This window comes from Azotobacter chroococcum (assembly GCF_004339665.1).
Taxonomy (GTDB): Bacteria; Pseudomonadota; Gammaproteobacteria; order Pseudomonadales; family Pseudomonadaceae; genus Azotobacter; species Azotobacter chroococcum.
Genome location: NZ_SMMU01000016.1, coordinates 45,671 through 65,074 on the forward strand (window position 1 = coordinate 45,671; position 19,404 = coordinate 65,074).

Annotated in this window: 16 protein-coding genes; 10 read left to right on the forward strand and 6 right to left on the reverse strand. The window is 66.4% G+C overall.

Features of this window, described 5'->3' with window-relative positions:
* The first annotated feature begins 15 nt into the window (after positions 1-15).
* The 9 genes from EV691_RS14305 (at position 16) to EV691_RS14345 (ending at position 11,002) form a co-directional block, all read left to right on the forward strand.
* Positions 16-972 (forward strand): phosphate acetyltransferase, encoded by a 957-nt coding sequence (locus tag EV691_RS14305; protein ID WP_131297552.1) that lies wholly within the window; start codon positions 16-18, stop codon positions 970-972.
* Between the two features lie 3 nt (positions 973-975).
* Complete coding sequence (locus tag EV691_RS14310) at positions 976-2,160, forward strand: acetate/propionate family kinase (protein WP_131297551.1); 1,185 nt, start codon at positions 976-978, stop codon at positions 2,158-2,160.
* 19 nt (positions 2,161-2,179) lie between these two features.
* Positions 2,180-2,962 (forward strand): enoyl-ACP reductase FabI, encoded by a 783-nt coding sequence (gene fabI, locus EV691_RS14315; protein WP_131297550.1) that lies wholly within the window; start codon positions 2,180-2,182, stop codon positions 2,960-2,962.
* Positions 2,963-3,048: 86 nt separating this feature from the next.
* A complete protein-coding gene (locus EV691_RS14320; RefSeq protein WP_131297549.1) occupies positions 3,049-4,329 on the forward strand; it encodes an efflux RND transporter periplasmic adaptor subunit in 1,281 nt (426 codons plus the stop codon).
* 13 nt (positions 4,330-4,342) lie between these two features.
* Positions 4,343-7,552, forward strand: a complete 3,210-nt coding sequence (locus EV691_RS14325; RefSeq protein WP_131297548.1) for an efflux RND transporter permease subunit — start codon at positions 4,343-4,345, stop codon at positions 7,550-7,552.
* A 1-nt stretch (position 7,553) separates the two neighbouring features.
* A complete protein-coding gene (locus EV691_RS14330) occupies positions 7,554-8,168 on the forward strand; it encodes a paraquat-inducible protein A (protein WP_131297547.1) in 615 nt (204 codons plus the stop codon).
* Positions 8,165-8,791 carry a paraquat-inducible protein A gene (locus tag EV691_RS14335; protein WP_039807172.1) on the forward strand — a complete coding sequence of 209 codons (627 nt, stop codon included), beginning with the start codon at positions 8,165-8,167 and terminating at the stop codon, positions 8,789-8,791. Before EV691_RS14330 ends, EV691_RS14335 begins: the two co-directional genes overlap by 4 nt.
* Positions 8,784-10,406, forward strand: a complete 1,623-nt coding sequence (locus EV691_RS14340; protein ID WP_131297546.1) for a PqiB family protein — start codon at positions 8,784-8,786, stop codon at positions 10,404-10,406. Before EV691_RS14335 ends, EV691_RS14340 begins: the two co-directional genes overlap by 8 nt.
* Positions 10,403-11,002, forward strand: coding sequence for a PqiC family protein (locus EV691_RS14345; RefSeq protein ID WP_131297545.1), 600 nt, complete (start codon positions 10,403-10,405; stop codon positions 11,000-11,002). The genes EV691_RS14340 and EV691_RS14345 overlap by 4 nt, the downstream gene beginning before the upstream one ends.
* A gap of 25 nt (positions 11,003-11,027) precedes the next feature.
* On the opposite strand, the gene EV691_RS14350 is transcribed toward EV691_RS14345, so the two are convergent.
* Positions 11,028-12,131, reverse strand: coding sequence for an AI-2E family transporter (locus EV691_RS14350; RefSeq protein ID WP_131297544.1), 1,104 nt, complete (start codon positions 12,129-12,131; stop codon positions 11,028-11,030).
* A gap of 661 nt (positions 12,132-12,792) precedes the next feature.
* Positions 12,793-12,915: a hypothetical protein gene (locus EV691_RS24155; protein ID WP_269768802.1), complete on the reverse strand. Its 123-nt coding sequence runs from the start codon at positions 12,913-12,915 to the stop codon at positions 12,793-12,795.
* A 103-nt stretch (positions 12,916-13,018) separates the two neighbouring features.
* Between EV691_RS24155 and EV691_RS14355 the strand changes: the two genes are divergently transcribed.
* A complete protein-coding gene (locus EV691_RS14355; RefSeq protein ID WP_131297543.1) occupies positions 13,019-14,764 on the forward strand; it encodes a fatty acyl-AMP ligase in 1,746 nt (581 codons plus the stop codon).
* A 7-nt stretch (positions 14,765-14,771) separates the two neighbouring features.
* Here the strand turns inward: EV691_RS14355 and EV691_RS14360 are convergent, their stop codons facing one another.
* The 4 genes from EV691_RS14360 to EV691_RS14380 all read right to left on the reverse strand — a co-directional run bounded on the left by EV691_RS14360 (position 14,772) and on the right by EV691_RS14380 (position 19,093).
* Positions 14,772-14,978 (reverse strand): hypothetical protein, encoded by a 207-nt coding sequence (locus EV691_RS14360; protein WP_131297542.1) that lies wholly within the window; start codon positions 14,976-14,978, stop codon positions 14,772-14,774.
* Positions 14,979-15,006: 28 nt separating this feature from the next.
* Complete coding sequence (locus tag EV691_RS14365; protein ID WP_131297541.1) at positions 15,007-15,741, reverse strand: hypothetical protein; 735 nt, start codon at positions 15,739-15,741, stop codon at positions 15,007-15,009.
* Between the two features lie 737 nt (positions 15,742-16,478).
* Positions 16,479-18,314, reverse strand: a complete 1,836-nt coding sequence (gene glmS / locus EV691_RS14375) for a glutamine--fructose-6-phosphate transaminase (isomerizing) (RefSeq protein ID WP_131297540.1) — start codon at positions 18,312-18,314, stop codon at positions 16,479-16,481.
* 11 nt (positions 18,315-18,325) lie between these two features.
* Positions 18,326-19,093, reverse strand: a complete 768-nt coding sequence (locus tag EV691_RS14380) for a DeoR/GlpR family DNA-binding transcription regulator (protein ID WP_131297539.1) — start codon at positions 19,091-19,093, stop codon at positions 18,326-18,328.
* Between the last annotated feature and the right edge of the window lie 311 nt (positions 19,094-19,404).

The window sequence follows — 19,404 nt, forward strand, 5'->3', positions numbered from 1 at the left end:
AAACGGAGACACTCAATGACCGGCAGCCACGAAAAATACCGACGCCTGATCGACTACTGTTGCGCCCTGCCGCCCACCCCCACGGCAGTGGCCTGGCCCTGCGACCAGAGCTCCCTGCAGGGCGTGGTGGATGCGGCGAAGAACGGCCTGATCGCGCCGATCCTGGTCGGTCCGCGCGAGCAGATCGAGGCGCTGGCCGCGCAGCACGGCATCGACATCGGCGGACTGCCGATCGAGGACGCCCCCTACAGCCAGGCCGCCGCCGCCCGCGCGGTGGCGCTGGTCCGCGAGGGCAAGGCCGAGGCGCTGATGAAGGGCAGCCTGCACACCGACGAACTGATGGGCGCGGTGGTCAAGCGCGAGACCGGGCTGCGCACCGCGCGCCGGGTCAGCCACTGCTTCGTGATGGACGTGCCGGGGCACGCGGACACCCTGATCATCACCGACGCCGCGGTGAACATCGCGCCGACCCTGGCCGAGAAGATGGACATCACCCAGAACGCCATCGATCTGGCCCACGCGCTGTTGCAGGTCAGCCCGGAGAAGAAGGAGGTGCGGGTGGCGATCCTCTCGGCAATGGAGACCGTCAACCCGGCCGTGCCCTCCACCGTCGAGGCGGCCGCTCTGTGCAAGATGGCCGACCGCCAGCAGATCACCGGCGCCATCCTCGACGGGCCCCTGGCCCTGGACAACGCCATCAGCCTGGAGGCGGCGCAGATCAAGAAGATCGACTCGCCGGTGGCGGGCCGCGCCAACGTGCTGGTGGTGCCCGACCTGGAGGCCGGCAACATGCTCGCCAAGAGCCTGTCCTTCCTCGCCGGCGCGGATGCCGCCGGCATCGTGCTGGGCGCGCGGGTGCCGATCATCCTGACCAGCCGCGCCGACTCGCTGACCACCCGCCTGGCGTCCTGCGCGGTGGCGGCACTGGTGGCCAAGGCCCGGCGCGAGAACGCCGGGAAGGCGATGGGCTGAGCCATGCAGAATGCGATCCTGGTCCTCAACGCCGGCTCCTCCAGCCTCAAGTTCTCGCTCTTCGCCGACCATCCCGGCGGGCCGGAACTCCGCCTGCGCGGGCAGATCGAGGGGCTCAACGGTGCGCCGCACTTCATCGCCCGGGACACCGCGGGCGCGATCCTCGACGAGCGGCGCTGGGCCGACGGCACCCGCCTCGGCCACGACGGCGCGGCCCACCATCTGGTCGAGTTCCTGCAGGACTACCGGGATGAATACCAGCTGATGGCGGTGGGCCACCGGGTGGTCCACGGCGGCCAGGAGTATTCCCTGCCGGTACGCGTAGACGCCGGGGTACTGGCGAAGCTGGAGAAGTTGGTCCCCCTCGCGCCCCTGCACCAGCCCCACAACCTGGCGCCGATCCGCGCCGTGGCCGAACGGGCGCCGCAGCTGCCCCAGGTGGCCTGCTTCGACACCGCCTTCCACCGCCGCCAGCCCGAGCTCGCCCAGCTGTTCGCCCTGCCGCCGGCCATCACCGAGCGCGGCGTGCGGCGTTATGGCTTCCACGGTCTATCCTACGAATATATCGCCAGCGTGCTGCCGCAACTGGCCCCCGAGGCCGCCGCCGGCCGGGTCGTGGTCGCCCACCTGGGCAACGGCGCCAGCCTGTGCGCCATGGCCGCCGGCCGGAGCATGGCCAGCACCATGGGCTTCACCGCGGTGGACGGCCTGCCGATGGGCACCCGCTGCGGCAACATCGATCCGGGAGTGATCCTCTATCTCATGGACGAACTGAAGATGGACGCCCGCGCCATCGAGCGACTGATCTACAAGGAATCCGGACTGCTCGGCGTGTCGGGGATTTCCAGCGACATGCGCGAGCTTTTGGCCAGCGACGCACCGCGCGCCGCCCTGGCGGTGGACCTCTTCGTCTACCGCATCGGCCGCGAGCTCGGCTCCCTGGCCGCGGCCCTGGGCGGGCTCGATGCCCTGGTATTCACCGGCGGCATCGGCGAGCACGCCGCGGTGATCCGCGCGCGCGTCTGCCGCGACGCCGCCTGGCTGGGCGTGGAGCTGGACGAAGCCGCCAACGAAGCCGGCGGCCCGCGGATCAGCACGGCCTCCGGCACGGTGTCGGCCTGGACGCTCGCCACCAACGAGGAACTGATGATCGCCCGCCATACCCGGCAGACGATTTCGCCCACCTGAGAACCCGAGGAAAAAGGACATGACTCCGGAGACTCCCCACCCGCTGCTCAAGGGCGCCAAGGCGCTGGTGGTCGGCGTGGCCAACGAACACTCGATCGCCTACGGCTGCGCCAAGGCCTTCGCCGAACTCGGGGCCGAGGTGGCCATCACCTACGCCAACGACAAGACCCGCACCTACGTCGAGCCGCTGGCCAGGGAGCTGAAGGCGCCGATCTTCATGCCGCTGGACGTCACCCAGGCCGGCGAGCTCGAAGCGGTGTTCGAGACGATCACCCGGCAATGGGGACGACTGGACATTGTGGTGCATGCCGTTGCCTGGGCACCCAAGGAAGACCTGCAGGGCGGCCTGCTCGACTCCTCGGCGGAGGGTTTCGGCCTGGCCATGGACATCTCCTGCCATTCCTTCGTGCGCATGGCGCGCCTGGCGGCGCCGCTCATGACCAACGGCGGGACCCTGTTCGCCATGAGCTATTACGGCGCCAACAAGGTAGTACCCAACTACAATCTGATGGGACCGGTGAAGGCCGCGCTGGAGGCGTCCTGCCGCTATCTCGCCTACGAACTCGGCCCCAAAGGCATCCGCGTGCATGCCATCTCCCCCGGCCCGCTGAAGACCCGCGCCGCCTCCGGCCTCAAGGATTTCGACCTGCTGCTCAACGAGGCCGCGCAGCGCGCGCCGCTGGGCGAGCTGGTGGACATCATGGACGTGGGCTTCACCTGCGCCTACCTGGCCAGCCCCTACGCCCGCCGCCTGTCCGGCGAGACGCTGTACGTGGACGGCGGCGTGAACATCATGGCCTGAGGCCGGCGCGCAACCGGCAGCCCGGAGAACCTGCAGCAAGCCCGGCAGGCAAGGCTGGCAGCACAATCATCACGTGGGGTTTGCCCATGATCACTCGCTTTTTCCGGCGCATCCGTCCGGGCTTCGGCAGGCTCCCAAGCCGTCTCGCTTTACGGATCGCCTGCCTGGCCGGCGGCCTCGTCCTGCTGGCCGGCTGCGACGAAAAGCCGGTCGCCCCGGCGCGGCCGCCCACCGAAGTGACCGCCATGACGGTGACCGCGCAGGACACCCCGGTGACACTGGAATTCGTCGCCCAGACCGAGAGCTCCCGGGAGGTGGAAATCCGCGCCCGCGTCGCGGGCTTCCTGGACAAGCGGCTGTACAACGAAGGCGAGCTGGTGAAGGCCGGGCAGGTCCTGTTCCAGATGGACCCCAAGCCTTTCGAAGCGGCGCTGCAGTCGGCCCAGGGACAACTCGCCCAGCAACAGGCGCGCCTGGAAATGGCCAGGGCCGACCTGGTCCGGGTCCGCCCCCTGGTGAAGCTGGGCGCGCTCAGCAAGAAGAGTCTCGACGATGCCATCGGCAACGAGCGGCAGGCCCAGGCCGCCGTGCTCAGCGCCGAGGGGGCGGTGCGCACGGCGCAAATCAATCTCGGCTATACCACCATCGCCTCGCCCCTCACCGGCGTGTCGGGCTCTGCCAGGCAGCAGGATGGCAGCTACGTGACGCCGGGCGAAGCGGGCCTGCTGACCCATGTGTCGCAGGTGGACCCCATCTACGTCAACTTCAGCCTCTCGGAAAACGAGATGCTCAAATATCGCAGCGAGATTGCCGCCGACCAGCTCAGGTTCCCGCCGAACAACGCCTTCGAAGTCGAAGTGGTGCTGGCCGACGGCTCGCTGGTGCCCGATCGCGGCCGCCTCAGCTTTGCCGATTTCTCCTTCAGCGAGGAAACCGGCACCTTCCTGATCCGGGCAGAGCTGGCCAACTCCAAGGGGCTGCTGCGTCCCGGCCAGTTCGTGCGCGCCCACCTCAAGGGCGCGACCCGGCCCAAGGCCGTGCTGGTGCCCCAGCGGGCGGTCCTGCAGGGTCCCAGAAGCCATTACGTGTGGGTGATCGACAACGACGGCAAGCCCGAGCAGCGTGTCGTGGCAATGGGCGACTGGCACGGCGACGACTGGTTCGTCAGCCAGGGCCTGCGCCTCGGCGAGCGCATCGTGGTCGACGGCGCGATCCGGGTGGCGCCCGGGGTCCCGCTAAAGATCGTCGATGCCCGTCCCGCCACGGAAGGAGCGGGCGAGCGGCAGCGCCCGGTGGCGGCCGAGGCCTGGCCCGGCCAGCAGGAGCGGCTGAAGGTCACGCCATCCGACCAGGGATCGGCGCCATGAGCGGACGGACCCCATGAGCATCTCCCATTACTGCATCGACCGGCCGATCTTCGCCTCGGTGATTTCCATCGTCATCACCCTGGCCGGGGCGGTGGCGATGTTCAATCTGCCCGTGGCCCAGTATCCGGACATCACCCCGCCGCAGATCACGGTATCGGCCACCTACCCCGGCGCCGACGCCGAAGTGGTGGCCAACAACGTGGCGGCGCCCATCGAACAGCAGGTCAACGGCGCCGACAACATGATCTACATGTACTCGTCGAGTTCGGCGACGGGCAACATGACCCTCAACGTCTTCTTCGAGATCGGCACCGACCCTTCTCTCGCCCAGGTGGACGTGCAGAACCGGGTGAACCTGGCCCTGCCGCAGCTGCCGTCGGCGGTCCAGGCCCAGGGCATCAACGTGCAGAAGAAGTCCTCGGCCTTCATGATGGTCATCGCGGTGTATTCCCCCGAGGACCGCTACGACAGCACCTACATCGCCAACTACACGAACATCTACCTCCTGGATGCCATCAAGCGCATCCCCGGGGCCAACCAGGCCGCCATCTTCGGCACCCCGGACTATGCCATGCGGATCTGGCTGAAGCCGGACCGGATGGCCCAGCTGGGCATCTCGGCCACCGACGTGCAGCAGGCGGTGGCCAACCAGAACCAGCAGTTCGCCGTGGGCCGCATCGGCCAGTCCCCCACCGGCCAGCCGGTGGAGCAGTCCTTCGCCGTCACCACCAAGGGCCGCCTGAGCGAGCCCGCCGAGTTCGAGGACATCATCATCCGCGCCGCCAGCGGCGGAGCGGCCATCGTTCGCCTGCGCGACATAGGCCGTGCCGAACTCGGCCAGAAGGACTACTCGCTGCGCAGCACCTACCAGGGCAGGCCGGCAACCCTGATGGCGGTCTACCAGCAGCCCGGCGCCAACGCCCTGGAGGTGTCCGCCGCGGTCCGGGAAACCCTGGCGGAGATGGAGAAGAGCTTTCCCGCCGGCCTCGAATACACGATCGTGATGGACACCACGGCCTTCACCCGCGCGTCCATCAACGAGGTGGTGAAAACCTTCTTCGAGGCCCTGGTGCTGGTGGTGGCGGTGGTCTACCTGTTCCTGCAGAGCCTGCGCGCCACCCTGATCCCGGTGCTGGCGGTGCCGGTGTCGATCGTCGGCACCTTCATCGGCATGACCGCCCTGGGGTTCTCCGTCAACATGCTGACCCTGTTCGGCATGGTGCTGGCGATCGGCATCGTGGTGGACGACGCCATCGTGGTGATCGAGAACGTCGAGCGCAACATGCACGTCCACAAGATGAATCCCAAGGACGCCGCCAAGCGGGCCATGGACGAGGTGGCCGGCCCGGTGGTGGCCATCGTGCTGGTGCTCTGCGCGGTGTTCATTCCGGTGGCCTTCATGGGCGGCATCACCGGCCAGCTCTACAAGCAGTTCGCCATTACCATCGCCATCTCGGTGGTGATCTCCGGCCTGGTGGCCCTGACCCTGTCGCCGGCCCTGGCCGCCATCCTGCTCAAGCCCGCCCACGGCGAGAAGCGCGGCTTCTTCCGCTGGTTCGAACGCAGCTTCGAGCGCATGACCGAGGGCTACTCCCGTTCGGTGGCCTTCATGATCAAGCGCTTCGTGCTGGCGCTGCTGCTGTTCGCCGGGATGATCGTCCTGACGGTGCTGATGGCGCAGCGGATTCCCGGCGCCTTCCTGCCGCCGGAAGATCAGGGCTACCTGCTCGGTGCGGTGATCATGCCCGACGCCGCCAGCCTGGATCGCACCAGCGAGGTGGGCAAGGTCGCCAGCGACTACTTCATGAACAACGAGGCCGTCGAAGGGGTGGCCGTCGTCAACGGCTACAGCCTGCTGGACAGCCAGAACAAGAACAATGCCGGCACCTTCTTCGTCGGCTTCAAGGATTTCGAGGAGCGCTACCAGGACGCGGAAACCATCCAGGCGCAGGGTGCCCCGGCCGTCATCAAGGCGGCCGGCCAGACGCTCTCCCAGGTGCGCGAGGGGCTCATCCTGCCGGTTAATCCACCGTCCATTCCCGGCCTGGGCACCACCGGCGGCATGGAGGTGTGGATCCAGAGCAAGGGCGACGGCACCGTCAGCCAGCTGGCCGAGCTGGTGAACAACTTCGTGGCCAAGGCCAGACAGCGTCCGGAACTCGGTGCCATCACCTCCACCTTCAACGCCTTCTCCCAGCAGCTGCTCGCCGATGTGGACCGGGAAAAGGCGGAAACCCTGGGCGTGCCGGTGGAGGACGTGTACAGCACCATGCAGACCATGTTCGGCTCGCTGTACGTGTCGCAGTTCAACAAGTTCAGCCGTCTGTGGCAGGTGATCCTGCAGGCCGAGCCCGCCTATCGCCTCAAGGTCGATGACCTGCAGCAGATCTACGTGCGCAGCCGCAGCGGCGAGATGGTCCCGCTCAAGGCCCTGCTGACCACCCGCTACGTCACCGGCCCCGATCTCTTGACCCGCTTCAACAACTTCCCGGCGGTGAAGATCACCGCCAATGCGGCGCCGGGCTTCAGCTCCGGGCAGGCGCTCGCGGCCCTTGAGGAGGTGGCTGCGGAGACCATGACCAGCGACTATGGCCTGGCCCTGAGCGGCGAGGCCTTCGAGGAGAAGAAGGCCGGCGGCACCACCTCCCAGGTGTTCATCTTCGGCCTGATCATGGTGTTTTTGATCCTCGCCGCCCAGTACGAGAAGTGGTCCCTGCCGGTCGGCGTGCTGCTGGCGGTGCCCTTCGCGCTGTTCGGCGCCCTGCTGGCGATCCTCTTGCGCGGGCTGGTCAACGACGTGTACTTCCAGATCGGCCTGACCATGCTGGTGGCCCTGGCGGCGAAGAACGCCATCCTGATCTTCGAGTTCGCCGTGCTGAACCGCGAACAGGGCATGTCGGTGTTCGATGCGGCGATGACCGCGGCGAAGGAACGCCTGCGGCCCATCGTGATGACCTCGCTGGCCTTCATCCTCGGCTGCGTGCCCCTGGCCATCGCCGTCGGCGCCTCGGAGAACAGCCGCCACTCGATCGGCACCGGGGTGATCGGCGGGATGCTGGCGGCGACGGTGATCGCGGTGTTCTTCATCCCGCTGTTCTACTACCTGGTGGAGCGGATTTCCGAGAGAGCCGCGGGCAAGCAGAAAGCCACGCCGCCCGCCGAACCGGCGCTGCCGGGCGGGGCGCTGAGCGGCGCGCCGCAACAGCGCCGCGAGGACGACTGAGATGAGCATGGCCGAACGACCGCTGATCGCCTGCCACGACTGCGACCTGCTGCAGCGCGAGCCGCTCCTGCCCCAGGGCGGCGTGGCGCGCTGCCGGCGCTGCGGGGCGACCCTGCTGCGCAGCCATCCGCAGAGCACCGAGCGCGCCCTGGCCTTCACCCTCGGCGCCCTGTTCCTCTTCGTCCTCGCCAACGTCTTTCCCATCGTCGGCCTCAAGCTCAGCGGCGACTTCGTGCAGACCACCCTGCTCGGCGCGGCGCAGGTCATGTACCGCAACGACATGCGCCTGGTCGCCGGACTGGTGCTGGTGACCACCTTCGTCGCGCCCCTGACGCAGATGCTGGCCATGACCTACCTGCTGCTGCCGGCCTGTCTCGGACGCCGGCCGCCGCAAGCCCGGCGCGTGTTCCGCGGCATGACCCTGATCCAGCCCTGGAGCATGCTGGAGGTGTTCGTGCTCGGCATCCTGGTCGCGCTGGTCAAGCTCGCCCACCTCGCCATCGTGGTGCCGGGGATCGCCCTGTGGTCGTTCGGCGGGGTGATGCTGCTGATGGCGGCGGCCACCGCCGCCTTCGACGCCCGCGACCTGTGGACACGCCTGGAGGCGGCGCGATGAAGAGCCCGGCGAGCGCCGCCCGCTGGCACCTGGCGACCTGCCACGGCTGCGGCCTGCTGAGCCGCGCAGGCCATGAGCACGCCGCCCGCTGCCCGCGCTGCGGCAGCCCCCTGCACACCCGCAAGCCGGACAGCATCGCCCGCACCTGGGCCTTCATCGTCGCCGCGGCGATCCTCTACATCCCCGCCAACCTGCTGCCGATCATGGAGACCAGCTCCCTGTTCGGCGCCCAGGACGACACCATCATGAGCGGTGTGGTGTACCTGTGGATCTCCGGCTCCTGGCACCTGGCCCTGGTGGTGTTCATCGCCAGCATCCTGGTGCCGATGGCCAAGCTCTTCGCCCTGATCGTCCTCGTGCTGTCGGTGCAGCTGCGTGCCCGCTGGCAGCCGGTGCAGCGCACCCGCCTCTACCGCCTGGTGGAACTGGTGGGGCGCTGGTCGATGCTCGACGTTTACGTAGTGACCCTGCTGGTGGCCCTGGTGCAGCTCGAAGCCCTGGCGACCATCCGCCCCGGCACCGGGGCCCTGGCCTTCGGCGCCGTGGTGGTGCTGACCATGTTCGCGGCGATGAGCTTCGATCCTCGCCTGATCTGGGACTCCATGGAGAAAGACGATGCCTGATGCCCCCTCGCCTCCCGACCTGTCCACGCTGCCGGAGGCCGAGACGGCCCCCAGGTCGCGCAGGAAGCCGCAGCTGGTCTGGCTGGTGCCGCTGGTGGCCGCCCTCATCGGCGGCTGGCTGGCGGTGAAGTCCATCCTCGAACAGGGTCCGGTCATCAGCATCGTCTTCAAGAACGCCGAGGGCCTGGAGGCGGGCAAGACCAAGCTCAGGTACAAGGACGTGGAGATCGGCCTGGTCACCACCGTGACCCTGTCCAAGGATCTCAAACAGGTGATCGCCACCGCGGAGCTGGTCAAGGACTTCCAGCCCCACCTGGTCGAGGACACCCGCTTCTGGCTGGTCAAGCCGCGCATTTCCGGCGGCAGCGTGACGGGACTCGGCACCGTGCTGTCCGGCTCGTACATCGGCGTGGGCGTCGGCAAGACCGACCGCGCTCAGAAGACATTCACCGCCCTGGAGGTGCCGCCGCTCATCCAGCTCGACACGCCGGGCCGCGAGTTCGTCCTGCACAGCACCGACCTCGGCTCCCTCGAACTGGGCGCGCCGGTGTTCTTCCGGCGCCTGCAGGTCGGTCAGGTGGTGGCCTACCAGCTCGACGAGAACGGCCGGGGGGTGAGCCTGCGGCTGTTCGTCCACGCGCCCTACGACCGCTTCGTCACCGACAACTCCCGCTTCTGGAACGCCAGCGGACTGGACGTCAAGCTCGGCGCCGGCGGCATCGAGGTGGATACCCAGTCCATGGTCTCGATCCTGCTGGGCGGGGTGGCCTTCGAGACGCCGCCGGAATCCGCCGCCTCGCCGGCCGCCGCCGCCGACACCCGCTTCGAGCTGTTCGCCGACCGGGCGCGGGCCATGCGCAATCCCGAGCGCGACGTGCTGAAGATGGTCCTGTTCTTCGACGAATCCCTGCGCGGCCTGGAAGTCGGCGCCCCGGTGGACTTCCAGGGCATCACCCTCGGCGAGGTATCAGCCATCCGGGTGGAACTGGACCACGTCAGCCGGCGCATCGTCATGCCGGTCGAGGTGAACCTCTATCCGGAGCGACTGCGGCTGCGCTCCCGGGAAAGCACGCTGCCCAGGTTCGAAGGGGAAGCGCGCAAGCGTTTCCTCGAAGAGCTGGTCGCCACTGGCCTGCGCGCCCAGCTGCGCAGCGGCAACCTGCTCACCGGCCAGCTCTACGTCTCCCTCGACGTCTTCCCCCAGGCGAGCGCGGCCAAGATCGACTGGGAAAGCGATCCACCGCAACTGCCCACCACGGTCGGCAGCCTGGGCGAACTGCAGGCCTCCCTGCAGCGCGTCGCCAGCAGGCTGGAAAAGCTGCCGCTGGAGCAGATCGGCGCCGACCTGCGGCAGACCCTGCAGACCACCAGTCGCCTGCTGAACCGGCTGGATACCCAGGTGGCCCCCGAGCTGGCGGCCACCCTGGGCGAGGCGCGCAAGGCCGTGGACACCGCCCAGGGCATGATGGCCGCCGACGAGCCCCTGCAGCAGGACACCCGCGAGGCCATCCGTGAGCTGGGGCGCACCGCCAAGTCCCTGCGCGCCCTGTCCGACTATCTCGAGCGTCATCCCGAAGCGCTGCTCTGGGGCAAGAAGAAGGAGACTGAACGGTGAAATCCCATGCCCTGGTCCTTGCCGGCCTGGCCCTGGCCGCCCTCGCCGGCTGCGCCAGCAACGCCCCCGAAGAGCGTTTCTACACCCTCAGCGCCGTCGCCATGGCCGATGCACCGCTGGCCAGGGCGGACTACAGCGTGAGCGTGGGGCCGGTCAGCGTGCCCGAGGCGGTGGACCGGCCGCAGCTGGTCCTGCGCCGTGCGCCCAACCGGGTGGAGATCCTCGAGCAGGCACGCTGGGCCGCCCCTCTGCCGAGCGGCATCGCCCAGGTCGTCGCCGCCAATCTGACGCACCTGCTGGGCGGCGCCCGGGTCGCGGCCTACCCGCAGAGCGCCGTGGCCGATCCCGACTACCGGGTGGCGGTGGACGTGCAGCGCTTCGAGTCGGCGCCCGGCGCCGCGGCCAGCCTCGACGCCCTGTGGACGATCCGCAGCGCCAAGGGCGCGCTGGTCAGGGCGGGCCGCTCGACGATCGACGAGCCAGCCAGGGGCGGCGACACCGAAGCCCTGGTGGCGGCCCATGACCGGGCCCTGGCGGCACTCAGCCGGGACATCGCCCGCGCCCTGCCGGCGGCCCGCCCGGCCGCCCTCCCCTGATCGGGAATGGGCCGGGCCGCCGCCCTCAAGGGACGCCCGGCCCGCCGGCTTCGACCTCGGCAGGCTGGTCGTCCACCCACTGCCAGAACAGGCGATAACCCACGGCCAGGACGATCGGCCCAATGAACAGGCCGAGGATGCCGCTGGCCACCATGCCGCCGAGCGCACCGATCAGCACCACCGGCATCGGCACGTCCACGCCGCGGCCGAGCAGCAGCGGCTTGAGCACGTTGTCCACCAGGCCGGCGAGGACGCTGTAGACGGCGAACACGATGGTGGTCACGCTGGCGCCTTCCGTGGAAAAGACGTAGATGATCACCGGCACGGTGATCAGGGTCGCCGGCACCTGGATGATGCCGAGCAGCAGGACCGCCAGGGCCAGCAGGCCGGCGCCCGGGACGCCCATGAGCACGAAGCCGACGCCGACCAGCAGCATCTGGATGAAGGCGATGCCGAGCACCCCCTGGGCCACGGTGCGGATGGTGGCCGTGCACAGCTCGACGAGCGACTCGCCTCTTTCCGGGCCGACGATCCGTACGGCGATGCGATGGGCGCTGCGATGGCCGAGTTCGCCGAAGGCCATCATGATGCCGGCGATGATCAGGGCAGCGATGAAGAGCAGAAAGCCGGCGCCGATGCTGGCGATCCTGGCCAGCAGGCCGAGCAGGAACTCGCGGATTTGTGGCCTGTACTTCTCCAACGAGCCGGACAGGTCGGAAGCCGCCTGCTGCCAGAGGTCATGCACGGGCTGGCCGATCACCGGCCAGTTGGCCACCGACTCGGACGGCGGCGGAATGCGCAGGGAGTCGCTCCTGACGGTTTCCATGACCTGCTGCGCCGACTCGACGAGCGAGATGCCGAGCAGGTAGATCGGCACCATCAGGATCAGCAGGCCGACCACCACGATGAGGCTGGCCGTCTGACCCTCGTGATGACCCAGTCGGGCACCGAGCCGGCGCTGCAGCGGATAGAGCATGACCGCGAGGATCAGCGACCAGAGCATCAGCTCGAGAAAGGGGCGGAAGACCTGGTAGCAGTAGATCGTCAGCACGGCGATCAGGCCAGCGCGGATCAGGACATCGAGCAGGCCTTTGGAGAGCTGCAAGTTTGGAGCGAGTTTCGGCGACATGAAAAATCCCTTTCGTGGCTGAACGGCGCGTCCTGTCCGGGCGGTCTGGTCGACACTTCGAAAGTCGGGCCGAAGGCTCTCACTGAGGGAACCAGGCGCCGATAGAGCATAGTCCAGGCAGCGAAGCCGGCTGCGCGGCAGCTCGACGCCGGCGCCTCGAACCCCCGCGGCATGGCCGGTCGAAATTTCAGTCCGGAAACGGGCGGGACAATTCCGCTCCCGGACGACAAGGTTTCATCGATATGACTCTCGACGCGCACGCGCAGAAGCAGAGTATTCCGAGGCCGAAGTTTCCCGGTCGATCTCTCGACAACGGCGAAAACTTCTTTCGACGGAAGCAGCGCCATGGAAGATGCCTTTCGCCGCGCATTCCCGGTAAAAACCAGCCTCGGCCCGATACGGAAATCGCCTTGACGATTCTTTGACGAAATATCTGTTAATAAACTTCAGCGGTGCCTTGCCACAGGGGGCATGCGGGCAGCGCTTGCCGAGGATATAGGGCTATCCCGGTCGGGCCGGGTTGCATACCGGCGACGAACGATTTCCGGGAAAACGCCAATGGAGGTTCGAAGCACCGTATCGAGCCAGTTCGAACCGGAAGACTGGCCGCGATCGGCCAGCACGACACTCGCCGGGCACGACTGATTCTTCGCCAAGCGTTTCATTTGCACTTCACAGCGACGCCCAGTTCCTGGACGAACAGGCCGGAACCCTTCCTTCGCGAAATGACCGCCCACTTTCGCGAGGTCGGCTTCAGTTCGATCCGCGAGCCGTCCAGCGTCATCACGACTTTCCGGCCCCGCGCGCAATACGACGGTCCTGGAAGCCATGACTGCACGGACCGCGAAAAAGCTATTTCCGAGACAGCACACTTAGGAACTGAACGAATGGCCGATCTTTATATGTCCGCGACGCTTTCCCGGCACGCCCTGCCCCAGCGTCTGGCCGATTTTCCGACACTGGCGGAAGCCCTCGATTACGCCGCGCTCGGGCATACCGGCCTGAACTTCTATGACGGCCGCTGCCGGCTGACGGCCGTCGTCCAGTACGCGACCCTGAGAGGGGCGGCGCAGGCCACCGCCAGGCGCCTGCACGGGCTGGGTCTGCAGCGGGGCGACCGGGTCGCCTTGATCGCCGATACCGATGCGGATTTCGTGGAGGCGTTCTACGCCTGCCAATATGCCGGTTTCATCGCGGTGCCCCTGCCCATTCCATCCGGTCTGGGCAGCCATGCCTCCTATGTGGAAAAGCTCAGGGGCCTGCTGGGCAGTTGCGCGCCGAGCGCCGTCCTGGCGCCTGCCGGCTGGCTGCCGTTCGCCCGCGAGGCCGCCGACTCCTGCGCCCCGCGCTTCGTCGGCACGCTCCAGGAGATCAGGAGCCACGCGGTTCCGTCCGTGTCGCTGGAGCCTTCGCGGCCGGACGAGGTCGCCTATCTGCAGTACACCTCGGGCAGCACCCGCTTTCCCCGCGGCGTGGTCGTCACCCAGCGGGCGGCCATGGCCAACCTGCAGGTCATCGCCCGGTACGGCATCGGCCTGCGTCCGGCCGACCGCTGCGTCTCCTGGCTGCCGTTCTATCACGACCTCGGGCTGGTGGGCTTCGTCCTCAGCCCGATGGCCTCGCAGTTGTCGGTGGACTATCTGCGCACCCAGGATTTCGCCATGCGGCCGCGGCAGTGGCTCCAGCTGATCAGCCAGAACCGCGGCACCGTCACCTCCGCCCCGCCCTTCGGCTACGACCTCTGCTCGCGCCGCACCCGGGAAGGCGAAGCCGCCCGCTTCGATCTGTCCAGCTGGCGTGTCGCCGGAACCGGCGCCGAACCGATCCGCGCCGAGGTGTTGCAGCGCTTCGCCGAACAGTTCGCACCGGCGGGCTTCGATCCCAAGGCCTTCGTGCCCGGTTACGGCCTGGCGGAATGCACCCTGAGCGTCAGCTTCGCCCGCCGTGGCGTCGGCCTGCAGGTCGACCGGGTCGAGCGCCGGGCCCTGGAGCACCTGTCGCAGGCCGTGCCCTTCGACGGCGAGGACGACAAGGCCAGCACCTTCGTCAATTGCGGCGCCGCCCTGCCCGGCCACCGGCTGGAAATCCGCGACGCGGCCGGACGGCCGCTGGCCGAGCGCCAGATCGGCCGGGTGATGGTGCAGGGGCCCAGCCTGATGTCGGGCTATTTCCGCGACGAGGAGTCGACCCGGGCCGTGCTGGAGGACGGCTGGCTGGATACCGGCGACCTCGGCTACCTGCATGACGGCGAGCTGTTCATCACCGGGCGGCAGAAGGACCTGCTCATCGTCCGCGGGCGCAACATCTGGCCCCAAGACATCGAGGCCCTGGTCGAGTCGCAGCCCGACGTGCGGCCCGGCGACGTGATCGCCTTCCTGGTGCCGGCGGACCCCGAGCCCCGCGTCGTGGTGCAGGTGCAGTGCCGGATCACCGATGCGCAGAAGCGCGAACAGTTGGTCCGCACCCTGAGCGGGCTGATCAACAGCGAATTCGGTCTCGCCGCCCAGGTGGAGCCGGTCCCGCCGCATTCCCTGCCGCGCACCTCTTCGGGCAAACCCTCGCGCGCCGAGGCACGCAAGCGTTTCCTCGCCCTGGCGCAGCCCGCAGCCGAGCCTTCGGTGGCGCTCGACTAGCGGCCTGTCACTGGCCGGCCGCAGGGGCCGCCAGTGTGGGATGAACATAAGGTTTCATCCTGATCCATCCCCGAAAGCCGCTGTTTCTGGCGGCTTTTTGCTTTTCGGTGAAAGCAGACTCGCAGTGAGAATAAGGAATCAGCCTAAAAGATTGGCTTGTTGTATCCCATTTCGCTGCTTGGGAATTGCATTGATGACCATCAAACTTGGTCATGCACTCATCTGAGTAAATGCTTATTTACTTACGCCATTGGCAACATGTTTAACAAAAACTTCCTGGCCGCCTGAGAGTCACGACCTCTGCTGCTCGGGTGCTGTATTCTATAGCATTGAATTTGATCATAGAGTTGAAACTGCCAAAGCTGTTTATTTGGTATGCCCTGCAGGGAAAAATCACTCGCATTTGTACAAACGCTACCTTCACCTTTATAAGGGAAAAATTCCTGACGCACCATTGCTGTCGTCGAGCCGTTAGCAAATATAATAATTTCTGGTTTGAAAAGGCGTATCTGAAGCTTTAGCAAGAGCTCTGAGTAATATTTGATTGCGGAAAACTGAGGAGAGCACATGGGGTTGCCTTTATTCCAGGCAAAGCAGAAGAGATTTGACCAAATGAGACCATCGCTACCACACCGTGCAGCTATCGAGCGCAACAAATTGAAATAACTAAACCCCTTGTCGCAAGGTCGTGCTAAAAATTTTTCTTGAAGCATCTGATGCTTGGTTAGCGCACTTAAAATATATTGTTCCAAACTGCTGAACGATTCGTTGTCCTTGAGAACACTCCACCCCTTAGTTTCACGACCAACAACCATGATCCTATATTTAGCAGAAGAATAATTGCGGGGTAGGCTAGGAATAAAAATCCCCGTAAGTCCAGAAAATTCAGGCTCATGGTGCCGACTTTTATCGATCAAGGCTCTATCTATTCCTCTGATGATAGAAAGATATTCCTCGGCAATGGATTCTATATTCAATTGAAAATTCCTTTTTGCATTCTTAAAGAGTGGGCGGTTGCAGAAGCTGAGTGCAACACGGTTACTGACTGCTTACTAACAAACATCTAAGGGCTTCGCACAATGCGTCGTCCTCGATATAAAAAATTGACGGACAGGCCTCCGGACTCCTAATTGCATTGAACAGAAGTTGCCCTAGACGAAATTCAGGCTGCTGAAGCCAGACCTCCCGAAGCAAGGCTAGCGTTTCGTCAATACGCTCTGGGTCGCGCATGCTCAGACCTCCAGCAATGCATTTAATGAACTAAGGGGTAAGTCGCGTGCGATTGAACGGTTCGTTGGCAATAATGGCTCACTCCCGCTATTAGCCACTGGGCGGTTGCAAAACGCCTTATGCCGCCGTGCTTTATGTTTTTCCTTATTGTCTATGGATAATAAATCCGAACGCTTGGTGGGGGTGTCCGCTTCTGGCCGATTCTGTTGAAAAAGTCCCTTCGGCCGGTTTTCAAGCAGTTTTAAAGTGCAGCTTGACCTCTTCACTGATCGCTGTTTTTACATCATTTTTTGGAAATCAATTTTTCTTCCCACAACTTGATTGAGCGGAAAAACCGAGCTTTTCAACAGAATCGGCCGACCCCTGCCTATCGCAGCGGATCGGCCGGGGACGCGGCACCTCGTCAGTGCACACGTCCTCTCGCTCGACTCAGGATGAAACTCTATTTTCATCCCACAACAGCAGGGCCGGAACCCGGCCGCGTTTATTCCACCGTCACGCTCTTCGCCAGGTTACGCGGCTGGTCGACGTCGGTGCCCCTGTGCACCGCGACGTGGTAGGACAAGAGCTGCAGCGGCAGGGTGTAGAGGATCGGCGCGAGCTGCGGGTGGATGTGCGGCATCTCCACCAGGCGGGTGCCCTCGCCGTTGTGAATGCCGGCCTCGCCGTCGGCGAAGACGATCAGCTCGCCGCCGCGCGCGCGGACTTCCTGCAGGTTGGACTTGAGCTTCTCCAGCAGCTCGTTGTTCGGCGCCACGGTGACCACCGGCATGCTCGCGTCGACCAGCGCCAGCGGACCGTGCTTGAGTTCGCCGGCCGGGTAGGCCTCGGCGTGGATGTAGGAGATCTCCTTGAGCTTGAGCGCACCCTCCATCGCCACCGGATACTGGGCGCCGCGGCCGAGGAACAGGCAGTTGTTCTTGTCGGCGAAGAACTCGGCGATCTGCTGGATGGTGGCGTCCATCGCCAGCGCCTCGTCGAGACGCGCCGGCAGGCGGCGCAGCTCCTCGACCAGCCCGGCCTCGACTCCGGCGGCGAGGCTGCTGCGCGCCTGGCCGAGTGCCAGGGTCAGGAGCAGCAGGGCGACCAGCTGGGTGGTGAAGGCCTTGGTCGAGGCGACGCCGATCTCCGGGCCGGCCTGGGTCAGCAGGCAGAGGTCGGCCTCGCGCACCAGCGAGCTGGTGCCGACGTTGCAGATCGCCAGGCTGGCCAGGTAGCCGAGCTCTTTCGCCGTGCGCAGGGCGGCCAGGGTGTCGGCGGTCTCGCCGGACTGGGAGATGACCACGAACAGGCTGTCCGGCTGCACCACCACCTTGCGGTAGCGGAACTCGCTGGCCACCTCGACCTGGCAGGGAATCCCGGCCAGTCCCTCCAGCCAGTAGCGGGCGACCATGCCGGCGTGGAAGCTGGTGCCGCAGGCGACGATCTGCACGTTCCTCACCCGGCCGAACAGCTCGGCCGCCTGCGGGCCGAAGGCCTCGACCAGCACGTGGCTGGCGGCCAGGCGGCCTTCCAGGGTGCGGCGCACCACGGTCGGCTGCTCGTGGATCTCCTTGAGCATGAAGTGGCGGAACTCGCCCTTGTCGGCGGCCTCGGCGCCGTCGCGGTACTGCACCGCCTCGCGCTGCACGGGATTGCCGTGCACGTCCCAGACCTGCAGGCCGTCGCGGCGGATCTCGGCGATGTCGCCCTCCTCCAGGTAGACGAAGCGGTCGGTCACCTGGCGCAGAGCGAGCTGGTCGGAGGCGAGGAAGTTCTCGCCGTGGCCGAGGCCGATCACCAGCGGGCTGCCGCTGCGCGCGGCGAGCAGGCGGTCCGGCTGGCCGGCGCCGATCACCGCCAGGCCGTAGGCGCCGTGCAGCTCGGGAATGGTGGCCTTGAGCGCGGCGGTGAGGTCGCCGCTCTCCTGCAGCTTGTGGTGCAACAGGTGGACGATGACCTCGGTGTCGGTATCCGACTCGAAGCGGTAGCCGAGGCCCTGCAGGCGCTCGCGCAGCTGCAGGTAGTTCTCGATGATGCCGTTGTGCACCACCGCCAGCTCGTCGGCGGAACAGTGCGGGTGGGCGTTGCGCTCCAGCGGCGCGCCGTGGGTGGCCCAGCGGGTATGGGCGATGCCCAGGCGCCCGGCCAGCGGCTCGCTCTGCAGCGCCTGTTCCAGCCCGGCGATCTTGCCCGAACGACGGCAGCGGGCGAGCTTGCCGGCGCCGTCGATCACCGCCACGCCGGCGCTGTCGTAGCCCCGGTATTCCAGGCGCTTGAGGCCCTCCAGCAGGATCGGGGTGATGTTGCGTTCGGCGATGGCGCCAACGATTCCGCACATGGTGGTTCTCCTTAGGTGGGCACGGCGACGCAGACCAGCTCCACGCCGCGCGCCGCAATCTGTTCGCGCGCCTCGGGCGAGAGGCGCTCGTCGGTGATCAGGGTGTGCACGCTGCTCCAGGGCAGCTCCAGGTTGGGAATCCGCCGGCCGACCTTGTCGGACTCGACCATGACCACGACTTCCCGGGCGACCTCGGCCATGACCCTGGACAGGCCGAGCAGTTCATTGAAGGAGGTGGTGCCGCGCGCCAGGTCGATGCCGTCGGCGCCGATGAACAGCTGGTCGAAGTCGTAGGAACGCAGCACCTGCTCGGCGACCTGGCCCTGAAAGGATTCCGAATGCGGGTCCCAGGTGCCGCCGGTCATCAGCAGCACCGGCTCGTTCTCCAGCTCGCGCAGGGCGTTGGCGACGTCGAGGGAATTGGTCATCACCACCAGCCCGCGCTTGTGGCCCAGCTCGGGAATCAGCGCCGCGGTGGTGCTGCCGCTGTCGACGACGATCCGCGCGTGCTCGCGAATCCGCGCCGCGGCGGCCCTGGCGATCGCCTGCTGGCAGGCGGACGGCGGGCGCAGGCCATCCTCGGCGTCCTGCGGCCGCGGCACCGCCCCGCCGTAGCGGCGCAGCAGCAGGCCGTTCTTCTCGAGGACGGCGAGGTCCTTGCGGATGGTGACTTCCGAGGTCTCGAAGCGCCGGGACAGTTCATCGACGCTGACCTCGCCCCGCTCGGCGAGCAGGGCGAGGATGGCGTGGCGGCGCTGTGGAGTGTTTCGTTTCGACATCTAGAAGTTTCGATTCGAAATAACAAGTGATCGAATGAAAGCCTGCCAGCGCCTGCAGGTCAAGCGGAAACCGCTCGCCAGGCGGAAAACGGCGACGACGGGCATCCGCCGCCGCAAAGCCCGACAACGCCGCTTGGATGGGAATTCCCCAGACCTCTATGTTCATTCAGGAGAGTTGGGGCGACTAGGCTGAGCCGGATTCTCAAAAGGGCGTGCAGAGGCGGTCACGTGAAAGCTCAGGTGGATTCAGTCGACTGACGGCGAGTCTCCGTTCGCCTTGCGGACGGAGAAGGCAGACAGCACGAAGCAAC

Excerpts from the sequence above, each read along its gene's own strand:
- EV691_RS14355 (WP_131297543.1), top strand. The coding sequence starts at position 13,019 with ATGGCCGATCTTTATATGTCCGCGACGCTTTCCCGGCACGCCCTGCCC.
- EV691_RS14360 (WP_131297542.1), bottom strand. The coding sequence starts at position 14,978 with ATGACCAAGTTTGATGGTCATCAATGCAATTCCCAAGCAGCGAAATGG.
- EV691_RS14340 (WP_131297546.1), top strand. The coding sequence starts at position 8,784 with ATGCCTGATGCCCCCTCGCCTCCCGACCTGTCCACGCTGCCGGAGGCC.
- fabI (WP_131297550.1), top strand. The coding sequence starts at position 2,180 with ATGACTCCGGAGACTCCCCACCCGCTGCTCAAGGGCGCCAAGGCGCTG.
- glmS (WP_131297540.1), bottom strand. The coding sequence starts at position 18,314 with ATGTGCGGAATCGTTGGCGCCATCGCCGAACGCAACATCACCCCGATC.
- EV691_RS14330 (WP_131297547.1), top strand. The coding sequence starts at position 7,554 with ATGAGCATGGCCGAACGACCGCTGATCGCCTGCCACGACTGCGACCTG.
- EV691_RS14335 (WP_039807172.1), top strand. The coding sequence starts at position 8,165 with ATGAAGAGCCCGGCGAGCGCCGCCCGCTGGCACCTGGCGACCTGCCAC.
- EV691_RS14380 (WP_131297539.1), bottom strand. The coding sequence starts at position 19,093 with ATGTCGAAACGAAACACTCCACAGCGCCGCCACGCCATCCTCGCCCTG.
- EV691_RS24155 (WP_269768802.1), bottom strand. The coding sequence starts at position 12,915 with ATGACGCTGGACGGCTCGCGGATCGAACTGAAGCCGACCTCGCGAAAG.
- EV691_RS14310 (WP_131297551.1), top strand. The coding sequence starts at position 976 with ATGCAGAATGCGATCCTGGTCCTCAACGCCGGCTCCTCCAGCCTCAAG.
- EV691_RS14305 (WP_131297552.1), top strand. The coding sequence starts at position 16 with ATGACCGGCAGCCACGAAAAATACCGACGCCTGATCGACTACTGTTGC.
- EV691_RS14325 (WP_131297548.1), top strand. The coding sequence starts at position 4,343 with ATGAGCATCTCCCATTACTGCATCGACCGGCCGATCTTCGCCTCGGTG.
- EV691_RS14320 (WP_131297549.1), top strand. The coding sequence starts at position 3,049 with ATGATCACTCGCTTTTTCCGGCGCATCCGTCCGGGCTTCGGCAGGCTC.
- EV691_RS14350 (WP_131297544.1), bottom strand. The coding sequence starts at position 12,131 with ATGTCGCCGAAACTCGCTCCAAACTTGCAGCTCTCCAAAGGCCTGCTC.